Below are 24,675 nucleotides of genomic sequence, written 5' to 3'. Positions count from 1 at the left end.
GGCTCGCACGAAGGAACGACCAGCCGACGTGGCTGGTGGGACGGCCAGGGGGAGGACAGCATCTGACGAGAGGTGGGGATCGTGTCCGTACCAGTGATCGCGGGGCTCGGGACAGCGCAGCCGCCGTCCGCTTCGCAGGACGAGTTGTGGGAGGGCTTCTTCTCCCGGCACTTCACCGGCACCACCAGGTCGTTGGCCCAGCGGATCTTCGCCAACTCGGGGGTGACCCGGCGTCAGGCCGCGGTCAACCCGCTGCTGGAGGACGTTTCCGACTGGCCGACCGAGCGCCGGATGCGCCGCTACCAGGTGGAGGCGCTGCCGTTGGGCAAGGAGGCGGTGGGTCGGGCGTTGACCGCTGCCGGGCTGAGCGCCGGCGACATCGGGCTGTTCATCGTCTGCTCCTGCACCGGGTACGCCACCCCGGGGCTGGACATCCTGCTCGCCCGGGACCTGGGCATGGCCGCGGAGACCCAGCGGATGGTCATCGGCCACATGGGCTGTTACGCGGCGTTGCCGGGGCTGGGCGCGGCGAGTGACTTCGTCACCGCCCGGGGGCGTCCGGCGCTGTTGCTCTGCGCGGAGCTGACGAGCCTGCACATCCAGCCGTCCAGCGCCCGGGTGGACACCCAGCAGATCGTCTCCCACGCGCTCTTCTCGGATGCGGCGGTCGCCGCCGTGGTCACGCCGGGCGGCCCGGGGTACGCGTTGCGCGAGGTCACCGCCGTCACTGACACCTCGACGGCTGACCACATGACCTGGGACGTCACCGACGCCGGCTTCCGGATGGGGTTGTCGCCGAAGGTGCCGCAGGTGCTGTCGAGGCACGTCCGGGGGCTGGTCGACGATCTGCTGGCCCGGCACGGCCTCACCAGCTCCGAGGTGGACGGTTGGGCCGTGCACCCGGGCGGGCCGAGGATCCTCAACGTCGTCGAACGGGAGTTGGCGCTGCCACCGCAGGGGTTGGCGGCGTCCCGCGCGACGCTCGACGAGCACGGCAACTGCTCGTCGCCGACCGTCCTGCTGATCCTGGACCGGTTGGGTCGGGCGACACCGGCGGCTCGGCGCATCGTCATGTTGGCCTTCGGCCCCGGCCTCACCCTGTACGCCGCCCTGCTGGATCGGCAGGGCTGAACCTCGTCGGGCCGGCCGGTACGCTCGGTGGGTGGATGTGACGGCGGACGACCGGCTGCGCTCGGTGGTGCTGTTCGGTGCCGCGGCGGCCGCCCTGTTCGTGGGCGGCTGGTGGTGGCACTCGGCCGCGCCCTCGTCGACGCCCGGTGCGGCTGCCTCTCCCACGGCGACGCCGAGCGCCGAGCGGAGCGTCAGCACCCCACTGGAACGTCTCATCGCGGCTGAGGAGCCCGAAGCGCGGATCACGGCTCGGATGGACCCCGACACCGGCGAGGTCATCCGGGTGGAGAGCAGTCCGCGGGCGGTGATCGACCTGGACACGGGCTCGATCGTCGACATCGAGGGCGACCCCGCGCTGCTCTTTCCCTCGGGTGACCTGCCCTCGTTCAACGAGACCATCTGGCGGGAGGAGCGGGAGCTCGCTCCCGGTCAGGGGCTGACCCGGCAGGCCAGCGACAGCGGCGCCCGCTATCTGCTGCAGTACCGGTGCACCCGGCCCGGCGCGCTGGTGTTGACGAGCACCGGGGCCGACGTTGTCGGCCAGTTGCGCATCGACTGCGACGGCGCGATCGCCAACGCCGAGGTGCTGCCCGGAAGTGGGCCGTTCCGGTTGTCGCTGTCGGCCGGCGACCGGCCCATCGACATCCAGGCGCAACTCGTCGCCCTGCCCTCTCGTTAGCAGGGCTGGCTCAGGCGGCCAGGGCGCTCAGGTCGCTCCGGTAGGAGTCGCTGGTGCCCACCTCGGGCAGCACCCGGGTAACGATGCCGGCCCGGTCGACGAGCAGGGCGGTCGCGGCGCCGGAGCGGGCCGGCTGACCAAGGAACGAGCGCAGGCCCCCGGCGGGGTCGGCCAGGGCGCGAGCCTGCCGCCCGATGGTGGGCCCGGCTGGCACCGTCCGCCCTCCGCTGACGGTGATTACGGAGACGCCGGCGGGCGCGGCCGCCAGGGCGTCGGTGACCCGGTCCGGGCAGGGGCAGCCGTCCAGCAGGATGATCATGGCGGGTAGCAGGCCGCGCAGTGGCACGGGCTTGTCGTCCGCACCGACCAGGTCCAGTGCGGGCAGCGCCCGGCCGGCGAGGGTCGCGGGTGGCGAGTAGGGGGCCGGAGTCGGCCGGTCGGCTTCGCGGTTGGTGCGTGGCCAGGTGACCGCCAGTAGGCCAGCCAGCGTGGTGAGGACCGCCACCAACAGGACCGCCAGCGGTAGGCCCAGGGCCCGGTGACCGCCCGGGAGGCCGTCGGCCCGGCGCAGCTCACGGCGGATCTGTGCGGCCTCGGCGGCCAGCGCGGAGGCGTCGTCGGGAACCACCACGCGGCCCCATTCGGGCGGTAGGCCGGGCAGGCCGTCGGCTGGCCCGTGACCCTCTGCGTCCGGCTTGCCCATCGGACCCCCTGGAAGCGTCTCGAGAGCTGAGTGCGGCTCGGTCTCCAGGGTCCCGCACCAGGGGCTCCTCGCGCTACATCTGGGCGCGGTCCTGCTGGCCGGGCTACCATGGGAGGAGCGCATAGCCCTTGATCTCGACGTTCTGTTCACCCGCACCGGGCAGTCATTTGCTCGTTACGGAGCGTGTTCGAACCATCGGTTTGACCGCCTGTCAAGCTGAAGCAAGACCTCTCACAGGGCCCCTGAGCTGCGCCAATGGTCAGGACATCGGAGAGACATCAGTGCCTGACCGTGTTACCCTAGACACAGCGAAAGGGGTTTCGAACCTATGGTTTTCAGTGTCGGCGAGACCGTTGTTTACCCCCACCACGGGGCCGCACTCATCGAGGCAATCGAGACTCGGGTCATCAAGGGCGAACCTAAGAAATACCTCGTCCTGAGGGTCGCGCAGGGTGACCTGACGGTCCGGGTGCCGGCCGAGAACGCCGAGATCGTGGGTGTGCGCGAGGTGGTCGGCGAAGAAGGCCTGGGTAAGGTCTTCGACGTTCTGCGGGCTCCGCACACCGAGGAGCCGACCAACTGGTCGCGGCGTTACAAGGCCAATCTGGAAAAGCTGGCTTCCGGCAACCCGCTGAAGGTCGCCGAGGTCGTGCGTGACCTGTGGCGCCGGGAGCGGGAGCGGGGCCTCTCTGCGGGCGAGAAGCGGATGCTCGCCAAGGCCCGTGACATTCTCGTCGGCGAGGTCGCGCTGGCCGAGAAGAGCACCAAGGACGAGGCGGAGACGCTGCTCGACAAGGTCCTCACCGAGGCCTAGTCCGCACAGCATCGTCGTACCCACTTCGTAGTGAAGAAACCACCGAGGACCGCGACGTGACCGCGCAGCTCAATCCGCGCGGTGACGTCGCGGTCCTCGTGCCTGCGGCGGGTGCCGGCGTACGGCTCGGCCCCGGCCGACCCAAGGCGCTGCGCCTGCTCGCCGGTGAACCGCTGCTGGTGCACGCCGTGCGTCGACTGGCCGCCGCGTCGTCGGTGCACACCATCGTGGTGGCCGCGCCGGCCGCCGAGGTGCAGGCCGTCCGCGAGCTGTTGGCCCCGGTCGCCCCGGTGACCGTGGTGCCCGGTGGTGCCGAACGGCAGGCGTCGGTGGCCGCCGCGCTGGCCGCGGTGCCCCCCGGTCCGACGATCGTCCTGGTGCACGATGCCGCCCGGGCGCTCACCCCGCCTGAGCTGGTCGAATCCGTCGCGGCGGCGGTACGAGGCGGGCGCGACGCGGTGATCCCGGTCCTGCCGGTCGTCGACACGATCAAGGAAGTCGGTGCCGACGAGGTGGTGCTCGGCACCGTCGACCGTTCCGCACTGCGCGCGGTGCAGACCCCGCAGGGTTTCCGTCGGGTCGTGCTCAGCGCCGCCCACGCCGCTGCCGGTGACTCCCTCACGGACGACGCCGGGCTGGTCGAGAAGCAGGGCGTCGCGGTGAGCTGCGTGCCCGGCTCGGAGTACGCACTGAAAATCACCCGGCCGTTCGATCTGGCTCTGGCCGAGCATCTGCTTGCCGCGGCCGGTTGACGCGTACCCTCTGATCATGATCGTTCCCCGGGTGGCCATCGGCACCGACGTGCACGCGTTCGAGCCGGGCCGACCGTGCTGGGTGGCCGGGCTGTTCTGGCCCGATCAGGACGGCCTCGCCGGGCACTCCGACGCCGACGTGGCAGCGCACGCCGCCTGCAACGCCCTGCTCTCCGCCGCCGGTCTCGGTGATCTCGGTTCCGCCTTCGGGGTGGGCCAGCCGGAGTGGGCCGGCGCGTCCGGGGTGGCTCTGCTGACCGAGACGGCCCGTCGGGTGCGCGCCGCCGGCCTGGAGATCGGCAATGTGTCCGTGCAGGTCATCGGCAACCGTCCCAAGATCGGCCGGCGTCGCGAGGAGGCACAGGAGGTGCTCTCCGCCGCGGTCGGCGCCCCGGTCACCGTCTCGGCGGCGACCACCGACGGGCTCGGCTTCGCTGGCCGTGAGGAAGGGCTGGCCGGGGTCGCGGTGGCCCTGGTGTACGACGCGCCGGCCACCTAAGCTCGCCGCGATGTCCAGCGACCCTGCCCCCGACCAGTCCGCCGCCGACGGCTACGTCCAGCGGGCCCAACTCCTCGCCGAACTCGGCCGCTACGACGAGGCGGCCGGGGAGCTGGCCTACGGGTTGGCCCTCCAGCCGGATGACGTCGACGCGCTCACCATGCTGGCCCGGGTGCACCTGGCCGCTGGCCGCCCGACCGAGGCGCTCACCGCCGCCGACACGGCCGTGGCAGCCGCACCGGAGGCCCTGCCACCGCTGGTCGCCAGGGGCATGGCCCTGTCCGACCTGGAGCGCTACAGCGAGTCGGCGGCCACCGCCGACCGGATCCTCACCCTCGGCCCGGCCGACGCGTACGCCCAGCGGAGTGCGGCGGCGATCCTGGCCGGCGCCCGCAACGGTCAGCCGGCGCTGAACGCGGCCTGGCGCGGTGTCGAGTTGGCTCCGCAGGAGCCGCAGGCGCACCTGGTGCTCAGCCTGGTCGCCGCCCGCCTGGACCTGTTCGACCTGGCCGAGCGGGCCTACCGGGAGGCGCTGCGGCTCGACCCGCGGATCGGCGAGGCCGGCCACGACGTGGGTGTCATGCGGCTGGAGCAGCGCCGCTGGTCGGAGGCGTTGGAGCACGTCGCCGAGGCGGTGACGGTCAGCCCGAGGCGGATCGACTCGCCACGAACCCTCGCGTACGGGCTGCACCGCCTGGTCCTCTACGGCGCGGGCTGGTCGCTGGTGGCGGCGGTGCTGGTCGCGTTCGCGGCGTCGGCGAACGACGGGTTCTCCCGCGTCCTGGCGGTGCTCGCCGCGCTCACCGGCGGGATCATCGTGTGGCAGCTCGCGGCCCGGCTGCCCGGGCTGACCCGGACCGTCCTGCCCGCCCTGCTGCACTCGGACCGGGCGATGGCCCTGGCCGTCTACGCCGTGGCCGCCGCGCCGCTGCTGCTGCTGGTGTACGCCATGGTCGGCTCCCCGTGGCCCCTGGTGCTGGCCATCGCCACCACAGCGGTAGCCGAGTTCGCCGTCTTCACCCGAACCGCCATCCGGTAACCCGGCCAACCCGCGCTCGGCGGGACCCGCACAGATCACCAGCTTCGCGTAGCTCGACCAGGTCAGGGTTTCGCCGGAGCCCGACCCGCGTCGGGATCAAGCCTGACCGCCCAGAGCGGGTCGGGCTCCGGCGAAACCCCAAGGGCGACTACACAGAACGCGCCCAGGTCCAGGCGTACCCCTCGTCTTCGCAGGAGCTGGCGGCGTCGCAGAGATCCAGCGGGCGGAAGGTGTCGACCATGACGGCCAGCTCATCGAAGTAGTCCGCGCCGATGGAGCGCTCGGCGGCACCCGGCTGGGGGCCGTGGGTGAAACCGGACGGGTGCAACGAGATCGAGCCCTGCTCGATGCCGGAGCCGCGCCGCGCCTCGTAGTTGCCCCCGGTGTAGAAGAGCATCTCGTCGGAGTCGACGTTGTGGTGGTTGTACGGCACCGGGATCGACTGCGGGTGATAGTCGACCTTGCGGGGCACGAACGAGCAGATGACGAAGTTGGGCCCCTGGAAGGTCTGGTGCACCGGCGGGGGCTGGTGGATGCGGCCGGTGATCGGCTCGAAGTCGTGGATGGAGAACGCCCACGGGTAGAGATGCCCGTCCCAGCCGACCACGTCGAACGGGTGGTTGGCGTAGACGTAACGGGTCCAGCCGCGCCGGTGTCGGACCAGCACCTCGACCTCCTCGCCGTCGACGAGCAGCGGGGCGTCGGGGCCGCGAACGTCCCGCTCGCAGTACGGCGAGTGCTCCAGGAACTGGCCGCGTACGGAGAGGTAGCGCTTGGGCGGGCCGATGTGCCCGGACGCCTCGACGGCGAGCAGCCGGACGGGTTGGTCGCCGGTGGGCACCAGCCGGTGGATGGTCGAGGTGGGGATGACGACGTAGTCGCCGGCGACCGCGTCCAGCACGCCGAACGGGGACTCGACCCTCAGGGTGCCCGACTCGACGTAGAGGCAGTGGTCGCCGGTGGCGTCGCGGAACAGCGGTGAGGGTCGGTCGGCGAGGACGTAACCGATCCGTACGTCGTCGTTGGCCAGCAGGTACTGCCGGCCGAGGATGGGGTCGGAACCGCCGGTGTCCAGTTTGTGGGTGCGCAGGTGGCGGGGCTTGAGCGGCAGGTTCGGCGCCCGGGTGAAGGTGGGCGCTGTGAACTCGTCGGCGGCCAGGATCGCGGTGGGCGCGTACCGGTGGTAGAGCAGGGACGAGTCGGAGGAGAAGCCCTCCTGGCCCATCAGCTCCTCGGCGTAGAGGCTGCCGTCGGGCTGCCGGAACTGGGTGTGGCGCTTGCGCGGCACCTCGCCGACGCTGCGGTAGTACGGCATCTCGCCTCCCGATATTTCCCGTTCACCGGCCGAAGGCGTCCGATAATCGGACACTGTTGTCCGTTCCTCGTAGCGTCCCGTACATTCTTGTTCCGTGTCAACGCAGGTGCCAGCACTCCTCCACGGCCTGGTGGACGACGCCGCCGTCTTCCCACCGGGCAGCGCCGCGCTGCACGACGCCCTGGTCGCCCACCGCCAACACCGCGCCGCCTGGTACGCCGACCTGGTCGGCCCACTGCTGATCCCCGCCTCGGACGTGGCCGCCGGTGAGCTGACCGGGCTCGTCGACCCGGGCGAGGGCCTGGTGGTCGGCGTGATCGGCGACACCGGGATCGGGAACCTGCCGTTCGCGCTGTCGTTCCTCGCCCCCGACGGCGTCACGGCGCGCCAGGTCGAGGTGGCGGTTGCCAAGCGCGGCGAGGACCCACTGCCCGGCATCGCCGAGTTGCTGCGGCTGACCGACGCGCTGCCGGGCGTGGAAACCGTCTACGCCGAACTGCCGCTGACCTTCGGACTGATGGGCGCCCTGGACGCGCTCGTCGCCGCGCGGGCCGACGGGGTGCCGATCGCGGCCAAGTTCCGCACCGGCGGCCTGGCCGCCGAACTCTTCCCCACCCCCACCGAACTGGCCACCGTGATCTGCGCCTGCCGGGACCGGGGCCTGCCGTTCAAGCTCACCGCCGGGCTGCACCAGGCGATCCGACACCTCGACCCGGAGACCGGGTTCACCCACCACGGCTACGCCAACGTGCTGGCCGCGACCCTGGCCGCCGCCGAGGGTGACGGTGTGCGTACGGTCGCCGAGCTGCTCACCGTTGTCGACCCGCGCCCCCTGGTGGAGCGCACGACGGCACGGCTGGACGGGCCTCGCCCCCTGTGGGTGGGCTTCGGCTCGTGCAGCATCCTGGAACCACTGACCGATCTGATCCGGCTTGGGCTGGTGAACGGGGGCTACGACGCATGACCTGGGTGACCGGCGCCGACGGTTCGCCGTACGGGGTGACGAACCTGCCGTACGGGGTGTTCCGGCAGGACGGGGGTCCTTCGCGGATCGGCGTACGGATCGGGTCGTGGGTCCTCGACCTGGCGGCGGCGGAGGCCGCCGAGCTGGTGCTGGCCGCCGGCACGCTGTGCCGGCCCGTGCTCAACGACTTCATGGCCCTGGGTCGTCCGCAGTGGACGGCGGTACGGCAGCGGATCACCGAGCTGCTGACCGACCCGGCGCACCGGGACGCGGTGGAGCCGCTGCTGGTGCCCCTCGGCGACGTGGAGCTGCTGCTCCCCATCGAGGTGGCCGACTACGTCGACTTCTACTCCTCGGAACACCACGCGTCGAACGTCGGGCAGATCTTCCGCCCCGGCCAGCCGCCGCTGCTGCCCAACTGGAAGCACCTGCCGATCGGCTACCACGGGCGGGCCGGCACTGTGGTCGTCTCCGGCACGCCGGTGACCCGGCCGACCGGGCAGCGGGCCTCCGCCGATGGCCCGGTCACCGGCCCATCGGTACGCCTCGACATCGAAGCCGAGGTGGGATTCGTGGTGGGCGTACCGAGCGCGTTGGGCGATCGGGTTTCCGTCGACGACTTCGCCGAGCACGTCTTCGGTGTGGTGCTGGTCAACGACTGGTCGGCCCGGGACATCCAGGCCTGGGAGTATCAGCCGCTCGGCCCGTTCCTCGGCAAGTCGTTCGCCACCTCGATCTCGGCCTGGGTGACGCCGCTGGACGCCCTCGGCAACGCCAACGTGGCGGCCCCCGACCAGGACCCGCCGGTGGTGGACTACCTGCGGGACGTGCCGCACCTGGGCCTGGACCTGCGCCTGTCGGTCGAGTGGAACGGCGACCAGGTCAGCGAGCCTCCGTTCGCCACCATGTACTGGACCCCCGCCCAGCAGTTGGCGCACCTCACCGTCAACGGGGCTTCGCTGCGCACCGGTGACCTGTACGCCTCCGGGACCGTCTCCGGCCCGGAACGGGGACAGGTCGGGTCCTTCCTGGAACTGACCTGGGGCGGGGCCGAGCCGGTCACCGTGGGCGGCGAGAGCCGCACCTTCCTCGACGACGGCGACACGGTGACCATCACCGCCACGGCGCCCGGCCCGGACGGCACCACAATCGCCCTCGGCGAGGTGTCCGGCACGGTTCGTCCGGCCCGTTGAAGCCGCCGCCGCGGCACAGCCCAGCAGCGGCTTTCCTCTGCTGAGTCGGATTACTGCGACCCCTCCGGAGCGCTCTGACCATCTGGTCTTCGAGTCGTCTCGTTCACGGGACTCTTGATCGCACAGCGGGTGCGATCAAGAGCCCTCGTTGCGCCGTTGGTCACGCGGATCAAGTGGTCCCACACGGGCCGGGCCAATGCCCGTCCAGAGCGGTGGGGCAATCCCGACGCACACGGAGGTAACGACGATGCACGATCTTGCGGGCGCGGTCTGGCGTACCAGTAGCCGTTCCAACGACCAGGGGCTCTGCGTGGAAGTGGCGGACAACCTGGTCGACGTCCATGGTCTGGTCGGGGTCCGCGACTCCAAGGACCAGACCGGTCCCACACTCGCGGTCAGCCCGCCGGGGTGGACAGCGTTCATCGGCGCGATTCGGGCCGGTCGCTTCGAGCGCTGACCGGCGCTTCGGCGCCGGTCGACGACGACCGGTGCCGAAGCGACCGCCCAATCGGACAGCGTGGCCCCCGGAGGGTGGAAATTCCGCTCCGGGGGCCCCGTCCGGCCCTCACTCCGCGTACCGTCGGGGACACGGGAGGGTGGCATGTCGACGGTGGCGATTACCGGGATCATCGAGGCGCACGCCGTCGACGTCTGGCGTCTGCTGACCGACCTGCCCGGCCGCGCGGCCCGGTTGACCGCAGCCGGCCCGATCGAGGTGCTCACCCCGGGTTCGTTCGGGCCGGGCACCTCCTGGCGCGAGGAACGGGTCCAGCCGGGCGGCGCCACGCTGACCGAGGAGTTCCTGGTGGTCGAGGCGCTCGCACCGCAGCGACTGGTCCTCTGCTCCTCCGGCACCGGCGCCGACTACCGCATCACCTGGAGCCTGCGGCCGGTCCGCCGCCGTCGTCGGGGTTGCACAGCGGTCACAGTGACACACGAGGCGGTGCCGACCGCTCCGTACGGTCGGGTGGTGGCGCTGCTGCTCGGCGGGCTGGCCGCGCGGGCGGTCGAGGCGGCGCTCTGGCGTGATCTCGCCGACCTCGCCGTCGCGGCCGGTGCCGCCGGCTCCGTCGAAGCCGCCTGAACGCCAGGCGGTCAGCCCTCGCCGTGACCTGAAGGGGGTCCGGCCCTCTCCGCTGGGTAGGGTGCCGGGCGGAGGTGCGGCATGAGGTTCCCGAGAGGCCGGCGACGGCTCGCGATCGCGGTCGCGGCGCTGCTCGCGACGGCAGCCGTCGCGGTCATCGTCCACCGGGTCCTCGCACCGGCAGAGGTGAGCACTGTGGCGCGGGCCGACTATCCGGCCCCGGCCCGACCGGCCGCCGGAGTGATTGGTCGGTTGCCGGTCGCCCCGCTGATCGTCGACGGGAGACTGCGGGTGTACGCCGCGCACCGTCAGGTCTACGCCGACCGGCCGGTCGACGGCCGGTACCGGACAAGCCCGTACTGGTCGTACCGGCGCTGGCCGGCGGAGCTGACCGGGGTGGTTGCCAGCGGTCGTACCGTGGTCAGCCGTTGGTCCGACGGGCAGCTCGTCGCACTCGACGCCCGGACCGGCGGGGTGCTCTGGCGAGCCGACGGCCCGGAGCCTGTCGAGAGCACGGCGCCGGTACGTCGTACCTGGGCGGCGACCGTCTGGGATGCGCCCGGGCTCCAGCTCACCGACCTTCCCGACGGGCGGATCGTGCTGGTGGTGACCGGGGATGCCCAGGCGCGTGGGGTCGAGCTGAGCGGCGGTCGGGAGCTGTGGCGGGTCGAGTTGCCCGGCAGGTGCCGCAGCGATGTCGGCACCAGCGCCACCGGGCTGCTGATCGGTCTGGACACCTGCGCCGGGGCGGCCACTGTCGAGTTCCGTGACGCTGCCACGGGCGAGGTACGGGAGCGTTGGCGACCGCCGGGCGGCCCTGACGGGTTTGTGGTGACGCCACTCGGCTGTCGTACCGGGGGCTCGGACTGTCTGGGGTTGCGGACCGCCGGGCCGGGTGACGAGGGCGGCCAGGGCTGGTTGTTGACTGCCGGGTCGCCGGTAGCCGCTCCCGCGCTGGATCCGGCTGGCGTCGCGCTGGTGGGTGAGCAGTCCGTCGCCGTGCTCGACGGGGTCGTTGTGGGTCGATCGGCGCGTACGGGCACCGAGCTGTGGCGCTCCGCGGGCCTGGACGGGGCTCGGGTGCTGGCGGGGCAGCCTGGCCGGGTGCACCTGCTGACCGAGGCGAACGATCTGGTGACGCTGGATCCGGTGACCGGTAGGCAGTTGTCCCGATTCGCGCTCAATGTTGGGTCGGACGGGACCGGCTGGGCGCCCGGGGCGGTGACTGCCGAGGACGGCTTCGTCGCGATCGAGCGGCTCCGAAGGCCGGTCGACCCCACCGGCGATGACCGGCGCTACTTCTACACCGGCGAGACGGTGATCCTGGCCGCCACCTGATCGTGGTGTCTTCCGGCTCGGAACACCGAACCATTCCATTCCCTTTGTCGTGAAAGGGTACGTTTTTCACGGTTCAGGTTTCCGGTGGAAGGGGTCGGCGCATGGCCAGGACAGCAGCCAACTACCTCGTGGGCGGGGCGCTCGCCGCCACCGCGAGCCTGGCGTTGGCGGTGTCGCCGGTGCTGGCCGCCGGCCCCGCCTCGGCGCAGGGGTTCGGCGTCGTCCGGGCCGAGCCGTCGGCGGACACGGGCGTCACCTTCGAGGTCCTGCCGGCGTCGCCGACACCGCCTCCGACTCAGCCGCCGCCCACGTCCACACCGACGGCACCGCCCCAGCCCACACCGAGTCACGGCGGTGAGTTGCCGGTCACCGGGTCGGGTGGGTCGGCGCTGCTCCTCGCCGTCCTGGGCGCGGCCCTGATCGTCGCCGGTTGGTTCGCCGCCCGCCGCAACAGGCTGAGCTGACCGGCCGGCCGGCCGGAGACGGTGGTCGGGCTGGCCCGTTCGCGATCACCGGCCGGCCGGGGTGCGCTCCCTCGGGCGGCTGGTGGGAGGCCGAGGCCGACCGTCCCGGCGGGACCGGCGGGCCAGCATGGCGAGGCCGACGACCAGCAGCAGCCCCACTACTGTCGCCACCACGGTCCACCCGGAAAACATCCGGGAGACGACACCGCCCCGTTTCCCGACCTGACCAGCGTCGGGGAACGTGACCTGCGCGGCGATGCTCCGCTTCACCAGGCCGCTCTCCAGGTTCACCTCCGCCTTCCAGGGACCGTTCGGCAACGTGTTCGGGAGTCGGGCGATAACGTGCCCGGAGGCGCCCGGCGCCAGCGTGACGCCCTGCCCGACCGGAAACGGGCCGGCCCGACTGCCGGCCGGACCGTCGCTCAGGACGACCGCGCCGGTCAGGTCGATCGCACGGCCTCCGGTGTTGCTGACCTGGACGGTCACCGACGGTTCGCCCTCGGGGCTGCGGGCCGGGCGTACCTCGCCGATCGAGAAGTCGGAGGCGGGTTCGCCACCGGGCCCGATGTCGAGGTACATCCGGACTCCGACCCGGTGGACCTGCGTGATCTCGCCGCCGGCCCGTGGGGTTGAGGCGGTGGATGCCCAGACCACCGCGTACCGCTCGCCCTGTGAGGCGGTCGGTGGCACGGTGACTGTCGCTCGGACCCGGGTCTCTCCCCACGGCCCCAGCTCGACTGAGCGCTCGTCGAGGGTGACCCAGGAGGTCAGCTCGTTCTCGGCGCGACCCTCGCCGAAACGGAACGCCGCATCCTTCAGGGTCGCGGCCGCCGGATACACGTCGACCCGACGGGTCTGGTCGGTGCGATTGACGATCAACAGTTGCCGCTTGATTGTGGTGCCCGGCGGTAGGTGGTCGACGATGTAGCGCAGCGCCCGGGGGTCGCCGCGGCGTTCGGTCGGGGCTTCCAACAACCGGATCCCGATGGTGCCGTCGTCGGATCCCGCTTCCGGTTCGACCGCGCCGGCCCGGGTCGACAGACCCGGACCGGCGAGGCAGAACAGGGCGAGGGCGACAGCGATGGTCGACCGCCCCCGGCGGCTATGCCACCGAATGTGTCACCGTGCCGGTGTAGACGCCCGCGATGCTGTCCAGCGGGACGTTGACGTCCAGGGTGGGGTTCCAGCTGGCGGTGTTGCCCCCGGTACCGCCACTGTGGGTGAACGCGGTGAGCGGGGTGACGCTGGACAGCGGCTGGGCGTCGCCGGCGGTGGCCTGCCCCGGCGTGAAGGTGCCCGTGCCGGTGGTGGCCGTTGCCGGGCCGGACCAGTAGTCGATCTCCTCGGGGAGGACCGTCTCGGGCGGTGAGCCGCCGCCGGTCTGGAAGACGCTCGCGGTCACCGAGGCGACCCAGGAGGCATCGGCGGCACCTCGCGAGTCGGTGACCGTCACGACGCCGAGCTGGCCGGTGATGACGCCACCGGGGGCACCGTTGCCGAGGTCGGCGGTGGCCGGCGCGACGATGTCGAGGGTGCCGGCGAGCACCTCGAAGGTGGTGTCGGTGGTGTCGGTGGGCGCGGCGGCAGCCGGCGCGGCGAGGAAGCCCACCATCGCCGCTGCGGCCGCCCCGGCCAGACAGATCTTGGCAGTACGCACTGTTCGTTACCCCGTTTTCTCGAAGTGAGCCGGCGTGACTCCTCGGCACGGCCGGCTACTTCGGAAGATAGGGGCAAGTGACGCATTAAGCGGACAAATCACCCACCTGTCACCAGTTGGTCACAGGAGATCGTCGGTGCTCAGGCCAGCGCGGCCTCGGCCGCAGCCAGGAACGCGTCGTTCTCGGCCGGGGTGCCGATGGTGACCCGGACCCCGTCCCCGGCGAACGGCCGCACGATCACCCCGCGCGCCTCGCACGCCTTGCCGAACGCCACGGCCCGCTCGCCCAGCGGCAGCCAGACGAAGTTGGCCTGGCTCGTCGGCACCTCGGGCACGAACTTGCGCAGCGCCTCGGTGACCCGGTCCCGATCGGCGACGACCAGGGCGCAGCGGCGCTCCATCTCCGCCACCTGGGTCAGCGCGGCGAGCGCCCCGGCCTGAGCTGCCGTGCTGCTGGAGAACGGGGTCGCCACCTTGCGGATGGCGGCGGCCACCACCGGCTGGGCAACGAGCCACCCCATCCGCAGCCCGGCGAGCCCCCACGCCTTCGACAGCGTGCGCAGCACCGCCACGTTCGGCCGGTCCAGGTAGTCGAGACCGTCCGGCACCTCCGCGTCGGTGACGAACTCCCGGTACGCCTCGTCGATGACCACCAGCACGTCGTCCGGCACCGCGTCGAGGAACCGGTCCAGTTCGGCGCGGCGTACCGCCGTACCGGTGGGGTTGTTCGGGTTGCAGACGAAGATCACCCGGGTCCGGTCGGTCACCGCCGCCGCCATCGCCGCCAGGTCGTGCCCGTGCCCGGCGTCGTTGGGCACCCGCACGCTGGTCGCGCCGCTGGTCGCCACGATGATCGGGTACGCCTCGAAGGACCGCCACGAGTAGAGCACCTCGTCGCCGGGCAGGCAGGTGGCACGCACCAGGTGCTCGGCCAGCGCCACCGAACCGCAGCCGGTGGCGATCCGGTCGGCGTCCACCCCGTACCGCTGGGCCAGCGCGTCGCGCAGCGCGACCACGCCCATGTCCGGGTAGCGGTGCGAGGTGGTGATGGCCTCGGTGACCGCCTCCACGACGCCGGGCAGCGGGCCGTACGGCACCTCGTTGCTGGCCAGCTTGATGGCCTCCGGCAGGCCCAACTCGCGGGCCAGGTCGGCGGGGCTGCGCCCCGGCACGTAGCTGGGCAGCGCGTCCAGGTCGACGCGGGTCAGCCGCAGCGCCGGCTGGTGACGTCCGGAGTCGGTCATGGGGTGTCTCCCGAGGGCTGGTTGCGGTCGTTCGAGGGGGCGGTGTCGGTGTGTTGGGGGACTTCGACGACCACCGTCTGTGCGCGCTTGTCGTGCAGCGCCTGGCGCAGGGGGTGGTCGAAGAGGGGGGAGAGGGCGTCGACCAGTTGCAGCACCAGGCCGAGCCCGGCGCAGTACCAGAGCAGTGTCGGCAGGCCCATCGTGCTCCAGCGGCTCAGCGCCCGGCGGACGCCCAGCGGCTGGTCGGCGGCCATCGGCACCGCCCGGATCCGCATCACCCGCTTGCCGACTGTCTGCCCGCCGGAGGCCATCGTCGGCACCTCGTACGCCAGCCAGAGCGCGGTGGCGATCAGCAGGATCGCCACCAGCAGAGAATTCGCCTGCTCACTGGGGAGCGGCAGGCCGTCGGCGGAGGTGTCTCCGCGCGACGCGCGACGGAAGACCTCCTGCCAGTACGGCGCCCACTCCTGCGCCCAGCGCCAGACGAACCAGCCGTTGACAACCACGTTCAGTGCGAGGACGAGACCGAAGTCGATCAGCCGGGCGACCAACCTACGGCCGTAGCCGGCCAACCTGAAGCCGTGCGGTCGCGGCTCCGGCGGACGTCCGGGCCAGCCGGGGTGACCGGCAGGGGGCGCCCAGCCGGGAGGGGCACCCGGTGGTGCCCAGCCCGACGGACCGCCCTGCGGGCCCCAGCCGGGAGGGCCGGCCTGTGGTCCCCAGCCCGGGCCGTGCCCCGGTTGCGGGCCGTTCCCAGGGGGTGGGCCCTGCTGGGGCGACCAGCCCGGAGCGCCGGTCGCCGACTCGGGGGTCGTCGACGCCGCCGGCGCGGCCGGGGTGACCGGCGCTGGCGGCGGCTCGGCGGGCGGCGGCCCGTCCGGCGGAGTCGCGTCGACGGGAATGGGCGCACCGAGCCAGCCCTCGCCGTCCCAGTAACGCCGGGTCTCGGTGTCGGCGGGGTCGACGTACCAGCCGGGTTGCACACTCACGCCGTCGCTCCGCTTCGCTCGCTCACTGGGACACCTTAACGACGGCTGTTCCCTCGAACTCGGCATGGCGGTACTGCGGGGCGTACCCCTGGGGGTTTGGTCCGGGCTGCGGCGCGAAGCCGCCGGCGGTGGGTCGGGGCCCACCGGCCGGCGGCGTCGGGTACGACGGAGGTTGCGTCACGCTCGCAAGTGTTACAGGTTGCCGCGGGCTTCCTGCTCCCGCTCGATCGCCTGGAAGAGCGCCTTGAAGTTGCCCTTGCCGAAGCCCAGCGAGCCGTGCCGCTCGATCAGCTCGAAGAAGACAGTGGGACGGTCCTGCACCGGCTTGGTGAAGATCTGGAGCAGGTAGCCGTCTTCGTCCCGGTCGACCAGGATCTTGCGGGCCTTCAGCTCCTCGATCGGCACCCGCACCTTGCCGATCCGCTCACGCAGCTCGGGGTCGTCGTAGTACGAGTCCGGGGTGTCCAGGAACTCCAGGCCGGCAGCGCGCATCGCGTCGACGCTGGCAAGGATGTCGTTGGTGGCGACGGCGATGTGCTGCGCGCCCGGGCCCTGGTAGAACTCCAGGTACTCGTCGATCTGGGACTTCTTGCGGGCGATCGCCGGCTCGTTCAGCGGGAACTTCACCTTGCGGGTGCCGTTCGCCACGACCTTGCTCATCAGCGCCGAGTAGTCGGTGGCGATGTCGTCGCCGACGAACTCCGCCATGTTGGAGAAGCCCATCACCCGCTTGTAGAACTCGACCCACTCGTCCATCCGGCCCAGCTCCACGTTGCCGACGACGTGGTCGACGGCCTGGAAGAAGCGCTTCGGCTGGATGCCGGCGTCGATCATCGGCTGCCGGTCCACGATCGGGCCCCGGGCCACGAAGCCGGGCAGGAACGGGCCGGTGTAGCGGGACCGGTCGACCAGCGTGTGCCGGGTGTCGCCGTACGCGGCGATGGCGGCCATCCGGACGGTGCCGTGCTCGTCGGTCACGTCGTGCGGCTCGACGACGCTGGTGGCGCCCTGCGCGATGGCGTGCGCGTACGCGGCGTCCACGTTCGGGACCTCCAGCGCGATGTCGCTGATCCCGTCGCTGTGCCGGGCCACGTGCTCGGCGCCCTCGGCGTCCGGGCGCACCGCGCCGGTCAGCACGAACCGGGCCGAGCCGCTGGTCAGCACGTACTGGGCGTGGTCCCGGTAGCCCTGCTCGGGGCCGCGGTACGCCACGCAGGTCATGCCGAAGGCGGTGGAGTAGTAGTGGGCGGCCTGCTTGGCGTTGCCGACCAGGAAGTGCACGTGGTCGAGGCCCCGGACCGGGAACGGGTCGTGGCTGATGTCGTGGTCGACAGCGCCGACGAGCCGGTCGACGTCGACGTCCTCGGTCGACTTGGGTCGGTCGATCGCCTGGGTCATGGTGGGCTCCCTCGCGTACCGGCCGGCCTTGTGGGCCGCCGTGGTCGGTTCTTGAGGCGAGGATCGCTGCCCCGGCATCGAGTGGGCAACTGTTGGCAGAAATGCTGGTCAGGTTGCGCATTCGGTATGGTCGTCACTCATGAATGGTGAGCAGAATGTACAGCTCGACGCTCTCGACGTGCGCTTGATCGAACTGCTCGCCGAGGAGCCGCGGATCGGGGTGCTGGAGTGCTCCCGGCGGCTCGGGGTGGCCCGGGGCACCGTGCAGGCGAGGCTGGACAAGCTCGTCGAGCGGCAGGTCATCAAGGGGTTCGGCCCCGAGATCGCGCCGGCCGCGATCGGGTTCGGGGTGACCAGCTTCGTCACCCTGGAGATCACTCAGCGGCACGGTCACGACCCGGTCACCGCTCACCTCGCCGCCATCCCCGAGGTGCTGGAGGCACACACCATCACCGGCTCCAGCGACCTGCTCTGCCGGATCGTGGCCCGGTCCAACACCGACCTGCAACGGGTCATCGACCAGATCGTCTCGTCCGCCGGCATCACCCGCGCCTCGACGATCATCGCGCTGGCCGAGCAGATCCCCTACCGCACGCTTCCGCTGGTGCGCAGCGCTGTTCGGCTGGACGGAAGGGCGCTGTAACACCTCCGAGCGCAGAAAGCGCGGCGACACGGCGGCGCGGGCGTACGGAAGATCCGTGATCGTGGCTACGGTGTGCGGGTGGCGAAGGGGAGCGTGCGCGGTGGGCTGCTGCTTGGCCTCGCCGTGGTCGTCGCGCTCGCCGCGACCGGCGTGTGGAACCCGTTCCCCGGCCTGTGGGACTGGGTGGACCGCAGCGAACCCATCTCCGAGCCCGACGTGGTCTGGCAGCAGCGGGTCGGCGGCACTCCGCGCAGCGTGACCATCGCCGGCGACGCCGTTGTGGTCGAGCAGCGCACCCGGGTCGAGGCCCGCAGCCTGGCCACCGGTGCCCAGCTCTGGGAGCGCAAGGCGGACTGGGCGGCGGTCGCGGGTGGTGACCGGGATCCGGTCGTGGCCGTGGGCAAGCTCCTGGTCAAGGGGTACGAGCTGCTCGACCCGACGACCGGGGTGACCCGGCGGCGTGACGATGACGCGGTGGCCGTCTGGACGTACCGCAACCTGCTCCTCGATGCCAGCTGCACGGACGCCACCGACTGCACCCTGAGCGCCTGGGACCCGCGTGGCACGACGCCGCTCTGGACGGCCTTCCTGCCCGGGGTGCACAGCGGCCTGCTCGCCGACAATCCGGGTCTGCGCGGCACCCGCCGGCTCACCGCCACCCGGATCGACGACGGCGTGGCCGGGGCGGAAGCCGCGCCACCGCTGCTGGGCTTCCCGGTCGACGGTCGGGTCCACGTGGTCGACACCGCCACCGGCCGGGTGCTGCAGAACGTCGAGCCCGGCCGGGAGGAGCGGCTCTCCGTGGTGGGCGGCCGGCTGTTGCGCATCTCCGCCCGATCCCAGGACGGCACCTGCTACTTCGCCATCTCCGCCCGGGACTCGGCGACCGGGCAGGAGGCCTGGCAGCGGGCCGGCATCAACCTACGCACCGCCGACTCCGCCGGCTGCGTGCAACGCGAGGACCCGCAGGGTGCGCGCAACGTGCTGATCGGTGTCGCCCCGGACGGCCGCGAGACCGTCATCGACGGGTACGACGGCCGGCTGCTCTGGGTCGGTGAGCCGGGCACCAAGCTGATCGCGGTGGACGACCGTTCGGCGGTGTTCCGGGCCGCCGACAAACGCTCCGTCATCGCCCGTGAGCTGGGCACCGAGAAGGTGCTCTGGACGCGGCAGGCCAGCGGCAAGGCCGGGGCCGCGCTCACCCCGTACGCGGCGGTGGTGGCCGACGAGAAGCCGTCCCGGCTGGTGGCACTGGACCCGCGCACCGGCCGGGAGTTGGCCGTTCTGCGTACCTCGGCGAACGCCCTCGCCGTCGGGTCGCAGGGCATGATCATCGGCGAGGGGCGGGAGATCGGGTACGTCCGCTTCGGCGCGTCCGGAAACTCGCCCGTCCGACCTCCCGACGACGGTGGGAATCCCGGGCCGGGCGGCCCCGGCCCCGGCGGGCCGGACAACGACGACGACTGCGGGCCGAAGCGGGAACTCTGCCCCGACCCGGGTGGCGGCAAGGACGGCTGAGCGGGCCGTCCGCCTCATGATCCGGATGGCGGTCGGGCCCGGCGCGCCCGGTGGATGAGAGCGGCGTCCCAGGACCCGCCCGGCGGGTGGGAGTGATCGACCGGTCTGCCCTAGGCTTGCCGCTCATGAGCAGTGCCGCCGCATTCTCGTACGCCCCTCTGCTGCCGACCGGTCCCGACCAGACGGACTATCGCCTGGTCACCGACGAGGGCGTGGACGTCGTACACGGCCCGGGAGGCCGTCGGTTCCTCACTGTGGAACCGGCAGCGCTCACCGCGCTGACCGCCGAGGCGATGCACGACATCGCGCACTTCCTGCGCCCCGCGCACCTGGCGCAGCTCCGGGCGATCATCGACGACCCGGCCGCCTCGCCGAACGACAGGTTCGTCGCGCTGGACCTGCTGCGCAACGCCAACATCGCCGCCGGCGGTGTGCTGCCCATGTGTCAGGACACCGGCACCGCCATCGTGATGGGCAAACGTGGTCGGCACGTGCTGACCGACGGTGCCGACACGGAGGCCATCTCCCGGGGTGTCTACCAGGCGTACACCAAGCTCAATCTGCGCTACTCCCAGCTCGCCCCGCTGACCATGTGGGACGAGCGGAACACCGGCAGCAACCTGCCCGCCCAGGTGGACCTGTACGCCGAGGACCCGGACGGGCACCCCGACGCGTACAAGTTCCTGTTCATGGCCAAGGGCGGTGGCTCGGCCAACAAGTCGTACCTCTACCAGGAGACGAAGGCGCTGCTCAATCCGACGCGGATGATGCAGTTCCTGGAGGAGAAGCTGCGGCTGATCGGCACCGCGGCCTGCCCGCCGTACCACCTGGCCGTCGTCATCGGCGGCACCTCCGCCGAGTACGCGCTGAAGACCGCGAAGTACGCCAGCGCCAAGTATCTCGACGCGCTGCCTACCGCCGGCTCGATGAGCGCGCACGGCTTCCGCGACCTGGAGCTGGAGGCGGAGGTGCTGGAGCTGACCCGCAACTTCGGCATCGGCGCGCAGTTCGGTGGGCGGTACTTCTGCCACGACGTACGGGTGGTCCGGTTGCCCCGGCACGGTGCGTCCTGCCCGGTGGCGATCGCCGTCTCCTGCTCGGCGGACCGCCAGGCCGTCGCCAAGATCACCCCGTCGGGTGTGTGGCTGGAGCGGCTCGAAACCGACCCGGCGCGGTTCCTGCCCGACGTGACCGACGAGGCGCTCGACGCCGAGCTGGTCGTCCGGGTCGACCTGAACCGGCCGATGGACGAGATCCGCGCGGAGCTGTCGAAGTACCCGGTGAAGACGCGTCTCTCGCTCTCCGGGCCGCTCGTGGTCGCCCGGGACATCGCCCACGCCAAGATCGCCGAGCGGTTGGACGCCGGGGAGCCGATGCCGCAGTACCTGCGTGACCACGCGGTCTACTACGCCGGCCCGGCGAAGACCCCCGAGGGGTACGCGTCCGGATCGTTCGGCCCGACCACCGCCGGCCGGATGGACGCCTACGTGGAGAAGTTCCAGGCCGCCGGCGGCTCCCAGGTGATGCTGGCCAAGGGCAACCGGTCGGGTCAGGTGACCCGCTCCTGCCAGCAGCACGGTGGCTTCTACCTCGGCTCGATCGGCGGCCCCGCAGCCCGCCTCGCCCAGGACTGCATCAAGCACGTCGAGGTCCTCGAATACGCGGAGCTGGGCATGGAAGCGGTCTGGAAGATCGAGGTGGAGGACTTCCCCGCCTTCATCGTGGTCGACGACAAGGGCAACGACTTCTTCGCCGAGGTCACCAAGCCGGTGCTCACCGTCGGCCGCCGCTGACCCGACAGGTACGCGAAAGGGCGCCGGGCGAACTCGCCCGGCGCCCGTCCTGTCGCCCGTGCTCTGCCGACATCGGTACGCCCGCCCCGCTGGGGTGGGACGGGCGCACCGCCCCCGTCGGATGCCGTCACCGACAACCTGTAAGGAGTGTCCTGCGCACCGCTGTCGATCCGCTCTCACATCACTATCACCGCGCTGTCTCAGGCGGCAATAGCGGAACTACGCTGCTGGTTGGTGTGCCACAGGGGTGGAGGAGTAGATGCGGTTCAGGATCCTGGGGCCTCTACAGGTCGGAGGTGGTGAGGCCACTGTCACCGCAGGTCGGGATCGTGTCGTACTCGCGATGTTGTTGCTCCGGGCCGGTCGGTTGGTGCCGGTGGAGGAGTTGATCGACGCGGTCTGGGAGGAGGAGCCTCCGGCCACCGCCCGTGCCCAGTTGCAGACGTGTGTGTCGCGGTTGCGTCGTCGTTTCACGGAGTTGCGGCTGCCCGGGGATGTCATCGTCACCGACCCGGTCGGGTACGGCGTCCGCACCGCCCCGAACGACCTGGACGCCGAGGTCTTCGCCCGTACGGTCGAAGCAGCCCGGGCCGCCGCCGCGGCCGGCCGCCCGGCTGAGGCGGGTGAGCGGCTCCGCGCGGCACTGGCGCTCTGGCGCGGGCCGGCGCTCGGCGGCATCCCCAACCGCAGCGTCCGCCGGCGGGCGCAGACGCTCGACGAGCAACGCCTGTCTGTGCTGGAGGAGTGCGTCGAGGTCGAGTTGCGCCTCGGGCGGGCCGCGGAGTTGATTGGGGAACTGGCCGAGGACGTCGATCGACATCCGCTGCGGGAGCGTCTGCGAGGCCAGCTGATGTTGGCGCTGTCGTCGGTGGGCCGGCAGGCCGACGCGCTCGCGGTGTACCGGGAGGGCCGGCGGTTCTACGCCGACGAGTTGGGCATCGAGCCGGGTGCCGCGTTGCAGGAGCTGCACCAACGCGTACTCGCCGGCGATCTGGCCCTGACCCGCCCGGAGGAGCGGTCCTTCACCCAGGTCCGGGCGCTGCCCCGAGCGATCAGCGACTTCACCGGACGGCAGGAGACGCTTGGTCGACTGGTGAAGGAGATCGAGGAAGACGACGCCCGAATCCAACTCGTCGACGGCATGGCGGGCAGCGGAAAGACCACGCTGGCCGTACACATCGCCACCGCGCTCGCGGACCGCTATCCCGACGCGCACCTCTTCATCGACCTGCACGGGCACAGCGAACGAGCACCGCTGCCGGCCACCACTGCCCTTGCCGCGCTACTCCGCCAGCTCGACGTCCCCGGCGACCGGATCCCCGCCGACACCGACGAACGTGCCGCCCTGTGGCGCAGCCAACTGTCCGGACGGCGGGCGATCGTGGTCCTCGACAATGCCGCAAGCGCCGCTCAGGTCGCGCCGCTGCTGCCCAGCGGCCGGGACACCCTCACCCTGATCACCAGCCGCCGCCGGCTCGTCGGGCTGGACGGTGGCAAGCCGACGTCGTTGGCTGTGCTGGACCCCGAAGAGGCAGTGGAGCTGCTCGGGCGGGTGCTGGGTGCCGACCGGGTCGCCGCCGAGCCGAAGGCGGCTGCCGAGGTGACCAGCCGTTGCGGATACCTGCCCCTGGCGATCCGGCTGGCGGGGGCCCGGCTCGTCCACCGGCCCCGGTGGCAGGTCCACGACCTGGCCGAGCGGCTCGCCCCCGGACGGGACACCCTGACCACGCTGTCGGCCGGCGAGCGGTCCGTCGGGCAGGCATTCTCCCTGTCGTACGCGCAGCTCGAACCCGACCAGCAGCGGATGTTCCGGCTGTTGGCGCTGCACCCGGAAGGGTCGTTCGACGATCGGATGGCGGCGGCGGTCGTCGACCTGCCCCTGCCCGACGCCCAGGATCTCCTCGACGGTCTCGCCGACTCGCACCTCGTCGACGAACCGGCACTCGGCCGATTCCGCTTCCACGACCTCATGCGCGAGTACGCCCAGCAGCTGTTGGAGACCAGCGAGACGGCAGAGAGCCGGACGGCCGCGACCGTCCGACTCCTTGATCACCACCTGCACGTGGCTCACGCCATCTCCAGTCGAATGGAGCCGGTGGCCAGCCGATCTGCTCTGGTGCTGCCGGAAGCTCCCCGAGCCGACCTGGTGCAAGCGTCGGCTTCGGATGGCGCCGGCTGGTTCGACGCCAACCGGGCCGCGCTGCCGGCGCTGGTGCGGCTGGCCGCCGCCGAGGGGCAGCTGGAACGTTGCTGGCAGCTGGCTCGCACATCCTGGTTCTACCTGTACTCGCAAGGCCACTTGGACGAACTGGTGGACACGCACACCGTGGCACTGCGCGCGGCCGAGCAACTCGGCGACGCGGGGGCCATCGCTACTGTGCAGAACTATCTCTCCTCCGGCTACTTCCGGCTCGGGCGGTTTTCGGAGGCCATCGAGTTGATGGAGCTCGCGCTCCGGCTGCGTCAGCGGCTCGGCGACCGACGTGGTGAGGTGACAGTCCGTCGGAACCTGACCGTCGCGTACGGAGCGAACTGGGAGTTGGCGCGCGCGATGGCCCACTCCGCCGCAGGCCTGGCGCTCATCCCAGCCGGCGACCAGCCGGTGGAGGTCATCGCGATACTCAACAACCAGGCGCTGTTGCTGTTGGCTTGGGGTCGCTATCCGGAGTCGCGGCTGGTCTCGCGGTGTCAGCTGGGCCTGGCCCGCGAGATCGGGGACATGAACAACGTGTTCAACGCCCTCGGTCACCTGGGAACCGTGCGGGCTCGACTCGGCGACTACCCGGGCGCGCGCCGGTTCCTACGGCTGGCGTTGCAATTCAAGCGCCGGGAGGGCAACCGCTTCGGTGAGGGCGAGGTCCTCAACGAACTGGGCGCGATCGAGCGGATCCTGGGCCGGGCGGAGGAGGCCGCGATGTTGCACCGCGAGGCGCTGGCCGTGGTGACGAAATCCGGAGAACGCATCGGCGCCTGCTTGTCGCGCAACCTGCTGGCCCGTGCGCTTCTCGACCAGGGGGACGTCACAAGCGCTGTCGACCTGCACCGGCGTGTGCTCGCCGATGCCGTCCGGATGGGTGCCCGGCACGAGCAGGCCCACGCGCTGGACGGGATCGCCCGCTGTCTGCGGAACACCGACCCGGATGCGGCCCGGTCACACTGGATCCGCGCGCTGGACCTGTTCCAGCAGATCGAGTCGCCGGACCAGCACGAGGTGAGCCGACTGCTCACCGAGTTGGGCTGAAGGGCCGCTGAGCGGTCCGTCCCGCGTGGAGTCGCCAGGCTCTCGCCTGGCGCCTCCAGCGTCGGTAGTTCTGCACCGACATCGGTACGCCCACCCTCCGGGGGGGTGGGACGGGCGCACCGCCCCCGTCGGATGTCGTCACCGCCAACCTGGAACAAGTTTTCGGTGTGCCGCAATCGATCCGCTCTCACATCGCTCTCACCGTGCTGTGTCGGGC

The 24,675-nt window shown here is 71.6% G+C and carries 23 protein-coding genes; 16 read left to right on the top strand and 7 right to left on the bottom strand.

All coding sequences use genetic code 11. The annotated features are described in order from the left end of the window. Nucleotides 1-81: 81 nt before the first annotated feature. Both ABZU43_RS08910 and ABZU43_RS08905 read left to right on the top strand, forming a co-directional pair. Nucleotides 82-1,131, top strand: a complete 1,050-nt coding sequence (locus tag ABZU43_RS08910) for a type III polyketide synthase (protein WP_355005930.1) — start codon at nucleotides 82-84, stop codon at nucleotides 1,129-1,131. Between the two features lie 31 nt (nucleotides 1,132-1,162). Then, nucleotides 1,163-1,810: a hypothetical protein gene (locus ABZU43_RS08905; protein ID WP_355005929.1), complete on the top strand. Its 648-nt coding sequence runs from the start codon at nucleotides 1,163-1,165 to the stop codon at nucleotides 1,808-1,810. A gap of 10 nt (nucleotides 1,811-1,820) precedes the next feature. Here the strand turns inward: ABZU43_RS08905 and ABZU43_RS08900 are convergent, their stop codons facing one another. Further along, on the bottom strand, nucleotides 1,821-2,513 hold the full coding sequence (locus ABZU43_RS08900; protein ID WP_355005928.1) for a hypothetical protein: 693 nt from the start codon (nucleotides 2,511-2,513) through the stop codon (nucleotides 1,821-1,823). 328 nt (nucleotides 2,514-2,841) lie between these two features. Here ABZU43_RS08900 and ABZU43_RS08895 point away from each other — a divergent pair, with 328 nt between their 5' ends. The 4 genes from ABZU43_RS08895 to ABZU43_RS08880 are packed head-to-tail and all read left to right on the top strand — an operon-like array spanning nucleotide 2,842 to nucleotide 5,617. Further along, entirely contained in the window at nucleotides 2,842-3,327 is a 486-nt protein-coding gene (locus tag ABZU43_RS08895; protein ID WP_203148040.1) for a CarD family transcriptional regulator, read from the top strand. Nucleotides 3,328-3,383: 56 nt separating this feature from the next. Continuing rightward, a complete protein-coding gene (ispD, locus tag ABZU43_RS08890; protein WP_355005927.1) occupies nucleotides 3,384-4,079 on the top strand; it encodes a 2-C-methyl-D-erythritol 4-phosphate cytidylyltransferase in 696 nt (231 codons plus the stop codon). A 13-nt stretch (nucleotides 4,080-4,092) separates the two neighbouring features. Then, entirely contained in the window at nucleotides 4,093-4,578 is a 486-nt protein-coding gene (ispF, locus tag ABZU43_RS08885; protein WP_355006088.1) for a 2-C-methyl-D-erythritol 2,4-cyclodiphosphate synthase, read from the top strand. 10 nt (nucleotides 4,579-4,588) lie between these two features. Further along, a complete protein-coding gene (locus tag ABZU43_RS08880) occupies nucleotides 4,589-5,617 on the top strand; it encodes a tetratricopeptide repeat protein (protein ID WP_355005926.1) in 1,029 nt (342 codons plus the stop codon). 148 nt (nucleotides 5,618-5,765) lie between these two features. Here ABZU43_RS08880 and ABZU43_RS08875 read toward each other — a convergent pair whose 3' ends face one another. After that, nucleotides 5,766-6,932, bottom strand: coding sequence for a cupin domain-containing protein (locus ABZU43_RS08875; protein WP_355005925.1), 1,167 nt, complete (start codon nucleotides 6,930-6,932; stop codon nucleotides 5,766-5,768). 94 nt (nucleotides 6,933-7,026) lie between these two features. Here ABZU43_RS08875 and ABZU43_RS08870 point away from each other — a divergent pair, with 94 nt between their 5' ends. From ABZU43_RS08870 to ABZU43_RS08845, 6 genes are all read left to right on the top strand, one after another. Continuing rightward, nucleotides 7,027-7,896, top strand: coding sequence for a hypothetical protein (locus ABZU43_RS08870; protein WP_355005924.1), 870 nt, complete (start codon nucleotides 7,027-7,029; stop codon nucleotides 7,894-7,896). Then, nucleotides 7,893-9,089 carry a fumarylacetoacetase gene (gene fahA, locus ABZU43_RS08865; RefSeq protein WP_355005923.1) on the top strand — a complete coding sequence of 399 codons (1,197 nt, stop codon included), beginning with the start codon at nucleotides 7,893-7,895 and terminating at the stop codon, nucleotides 9,087-9,089. The genes ABZU43_RS08870 and fahA overlap by 4 nt, the downstream gene beginning before the upstream one ends. A 247-nt stretch (nucleotides 9,090-9,336) precedes the next feature. Beyond that, entirely contained in the window at nucleotides 9,337-9,546 is a 210-nt protein-coding gene (locus ABZU43_RS08860; RefSeq protein WP_130405275.1) for a DUF397 domain-containing protein, read from the top strand. A 144-nt stretch (nucleotides 9,547-9,690) separates the two neighbouring features. Continuing rightward, entirely contained in the window at nucleotides 9,691-10,173 is a 483-nt protein-coding gene (locus tag ABZU43_RS08855) for an SRPBCC family protein (protein WP_355005922.1), read from the top strand. 81 nt (nucleotides 10,174-10,254) lie between these two features. Continuing rightward, entirely contained in the window at nucleotides 10,255-11,511 is a 1,257-nt protein-coding gene (locus ABZU43_RS08850) for a PQQ-binding-like beta-propeller repeat protein (protein WP_355005921.1), read from the top strand. A gap of 101 nt (nucleotides 11,512-11,612) precedes the next feature. Continuing rightward, the gene (locus ABZU43_RS08845; RefSeq protein ID WP_355005920.1) at nucleotides 11,613-11,975 is read left to right on the top strand and encodes an LPXTG cell wall anchor domain-containing protein; all 363 of its coding nucleotides are present in this window, start codon (nucleotides 11,613-11,615) and stop codon (nucleotides 11,973-11,975) included. A gap of 45 nt (nucleotides 11,976-12,020) precedes the next feature. Here the strand turns inward: ABZU43_RS08845 and ABZU43_RS08840 are convergent, their stop codons facing one another. The 5 genes from ABZU43_RS08840 to hppD all read right to left on the bottom strand — a co-directional run bounded on the left by ABZU43_RS08840 (nucleotide 12,021) and on the right by hppD (nucleotide 17,263). Further along, nucleotides 12,021-12,947 (bottom strand): hypothetical protein, encoded by a 927-nt coding sequence (locus ABZU43_RS08840; RefSeq protein ID WP_355005919.1) that lies wholly within the window; start codon nucleotides 12,945-12,947, stop codon nucleotides 12,021-12,023. Nucleotides 12,948-13,077: 130 nt separating this feature from the next. Continuing rightward, nucleotides 13,078-13,632 (bottom strand): hypothetical protein, encoded by a 555-nt coding sequence (locus ABZU43_RS08835; protein ID WP_355005918.1) that lies wholly within the window; start codon nucleotides 13,630-13,632, stop codon nucleotides 13,078-13,080. A 140-nt stretch (nucleotides 13,633-13,772) separates the two neighbouring features. Beyond that, entirely contained in the window at nucleotides 13,773-14,876 is a 1,104-nt protein-coding gene (hisC, locus tag ABZU43_RS08830; protein WP_355005917.1) for a histidinol-phosphate transaminase, read from the bottom strand. After that, on the bottom strand, nucleotides 14,873-15,865 hold the full coding sequence (locus ABZU43_RS08825) for an RDD family protein (RefSeq protein ID WP_355005916.1): 993 nt from the start codon (nucleotides 15,863-15,865) through the stop codon (nucleotides 14,873-14,875). Before ABZU43_RS08825 ends, hisC begins: the two co-directional genes overlap by 4 nt. A gap of 192 nt (nucleotides 15,866-16,057) precedes the next feature. Further along, nucleotides 16,058-17,263: a 4-hydroxyphenylpyruvate dioxygenase gene (gene hppD / locus ABZU43_RS08820; RefSeq protein WP_355005915.1), complete on the bottom strand. Its 1,206-nt coding sequence runs from the start codon at nucleotides 17,261-17,263 to the stop codon at nucleotides 16,058-16,060. Between the two features lie 139 nt (nucleotides 17,264-17,402). Between hppD and ABZU43_RS08815 the strand changes: the two genes are divergently transcribed. The 4 genes from ABZU43_RS08815 (at nucleotide 17,403) to ABZU43_RS08800 (ending at nucleotide 24,458) form a co-directional block, all read left to right on the top strand. Then, nucleotides 17,403-17,906 carry an Lrp/AsnC family transcriptional regulator gene (locus tag ABZU43_RS08815; protein ID WP_355005914.1) on the top strand — a complete coding sequence of 168 codons (504 nt, stop codon included), beginning with the start codon at nucleotides 17,403-17,405 and terminating at the stop codon, nucleotides 17,904-17,906. 105 nt (nucleotides 17,907-18,011) lie between these two features. Continuing rightward, on the top strand, nucleotides 18,012-19,424 hold the full coding sequence (locus tag ABZU43_RS08810; RefSeq protein ID WP_355006087.1) for a PQQ-binding-like beta-propeller repeat protein: 1,413 nt from the start codon (nucleotides 18,012-18,014) through the stop codon (nucleotides 19,422-19,424). A gap of 125 nt (nucleotides 19,425-19,549) precedes the next feature. Next, nucleotides 19,550-21,217, top strand: a complete 1,668-nt coding sequence (locus ABZU43_RS08805) for a fumarate hydratase (protein ID WP_355005913.1) — start codon at nucleotides 19,550-19,552, stop codon at nucleotides 21,215-21,217. 259 nt (nucleotides 21,218-21,476) lie between these two features. Further along, nucleotides 21,477-24,458, top strand: a complete 2,982-nt coding sequence (locus ABZU43_RS08800) for a BTAD domain-containing putative transcriptional regulator (protein ID WP_355005912.1) — start codon at nucleotides 21,477-21,479, stop codon at nucleotides 24,456-24,458. The last annotated feature ends 217 nt before the right edge of the window (nucleotides 24,459-24,675 follow it).

This window comes from Micromonospora sp. NPDC005205, assembly GCF_040608275.1.
Classification (GTDB): domain Bacteria; phylum Actinomycetota; class Actinomycetes; order Mycobacteriales; family Micromonosporaceae; genus Micromonospora.
The sequence above is the reverse complement of the archived record's forward strand: the minus strand, read 5'-3'. Positions and strand labels throughout refer to the sequence as shown.

Bases quoted from the DNA above. Each gene is read 5' to 3' on its own strand.
- ABZU43_RS08900 (WP_355005928.1), bottom strand. From the start codon at position 2,513: ATGGGCAAGCCGGACGCAGAGGGTCACGGGCCAGCCGACGGCCTGCCC.
- ABZU43_RS08895 (WP_203148040.1), top strand. From the start codon at position 2,842: ATGGTTTTCAGTGTCGGCGAGACCGTTGTTTACCCCCACCACGGGGCC.
- ABZU43_RS08880 (WP_355005926.1), top strand. From the start codon at position 4,589: ATGTCCAGCGACCCTGCCCCCGACCAGTCCGCCGCCGACGGCTACGTC.
- ABZU43_RS08875 (WP_355005925.1), bottom strand. From the start codon at position 6,932: ATGCCGTACTACCGCAGCGTCGGCGAGGTGCCGCGCAAGCGCCACACC.
- fahA (WP_355005923.1), top strand. From the start codon at position 7,893: ATGACCTGGGTGACCGGCGCCGACGGTTCGCCGTACGGGGTGACGAAC.
- ABZU43_RS08860 (WP_130405275.1), top strand. From the start codon at position 9,337: ATGCACGATCTTGCGGGCGCGGTCTGGCGTACCAGTAGCCGTTCCAAC.
- ABZU43_RS08855 (WP_355005922.1), top strand. From the start codon at position 9,691: ATGTCGACGGTGGCGATTACCGGGATCATCGAGGCGCACGCCGTCGAC.
- ABZU43_RS08850 (WP_355005921.1), top strand. From the start codon at position 10,255: ATGAGGTTCCCGAGAGGCCGGCGACGGCTCGCGATCGCGGTCGCGGCG.
- ABZU43_RS08845 (WP_355005920.1), top strand. From the start codon at position 11,613: ATGGCCAGGACAGCAGCCAACTACCTCGTGGGCGGGGCGCTCGCCGCC.
- hisC (WP_355005917.1), bottom strand. From the start codon at position 14,876: ATGACCGACTCCGGACGTCACCAGCCGGCGCTGCGGCTGACCCGCGTC.
- hppD (WP_355005915.1), bottom strand. From the start codon at position 17,263: ATGACCCAGGCGATCGACCGACCCAAGTCGACCGAGGACGTCGACGTC.
- ABZU43_RS08815 (WP_355005914.1), top strand. From the start codon at position 17,403: ATGAATGGTGAGCAGAATGTACAGCTCGACGCTCTCGACGTGCGCTTG.
- ABZU43_RS08805 (WP_355005913.1), top strand. From the start codon at position 19,550: ATGAGCAGTGCCGCCGCATTCTCGTACGCCCCTCTGCTGCCGACCGGT.
- ABZU43_RS08800 (WP_355005912.1), top strand. From the start codon at position 21,477: ATGCGGTTCAGGATCCTGGGGCCTCTACAGGTCGGAGGTGGTGAGGCC.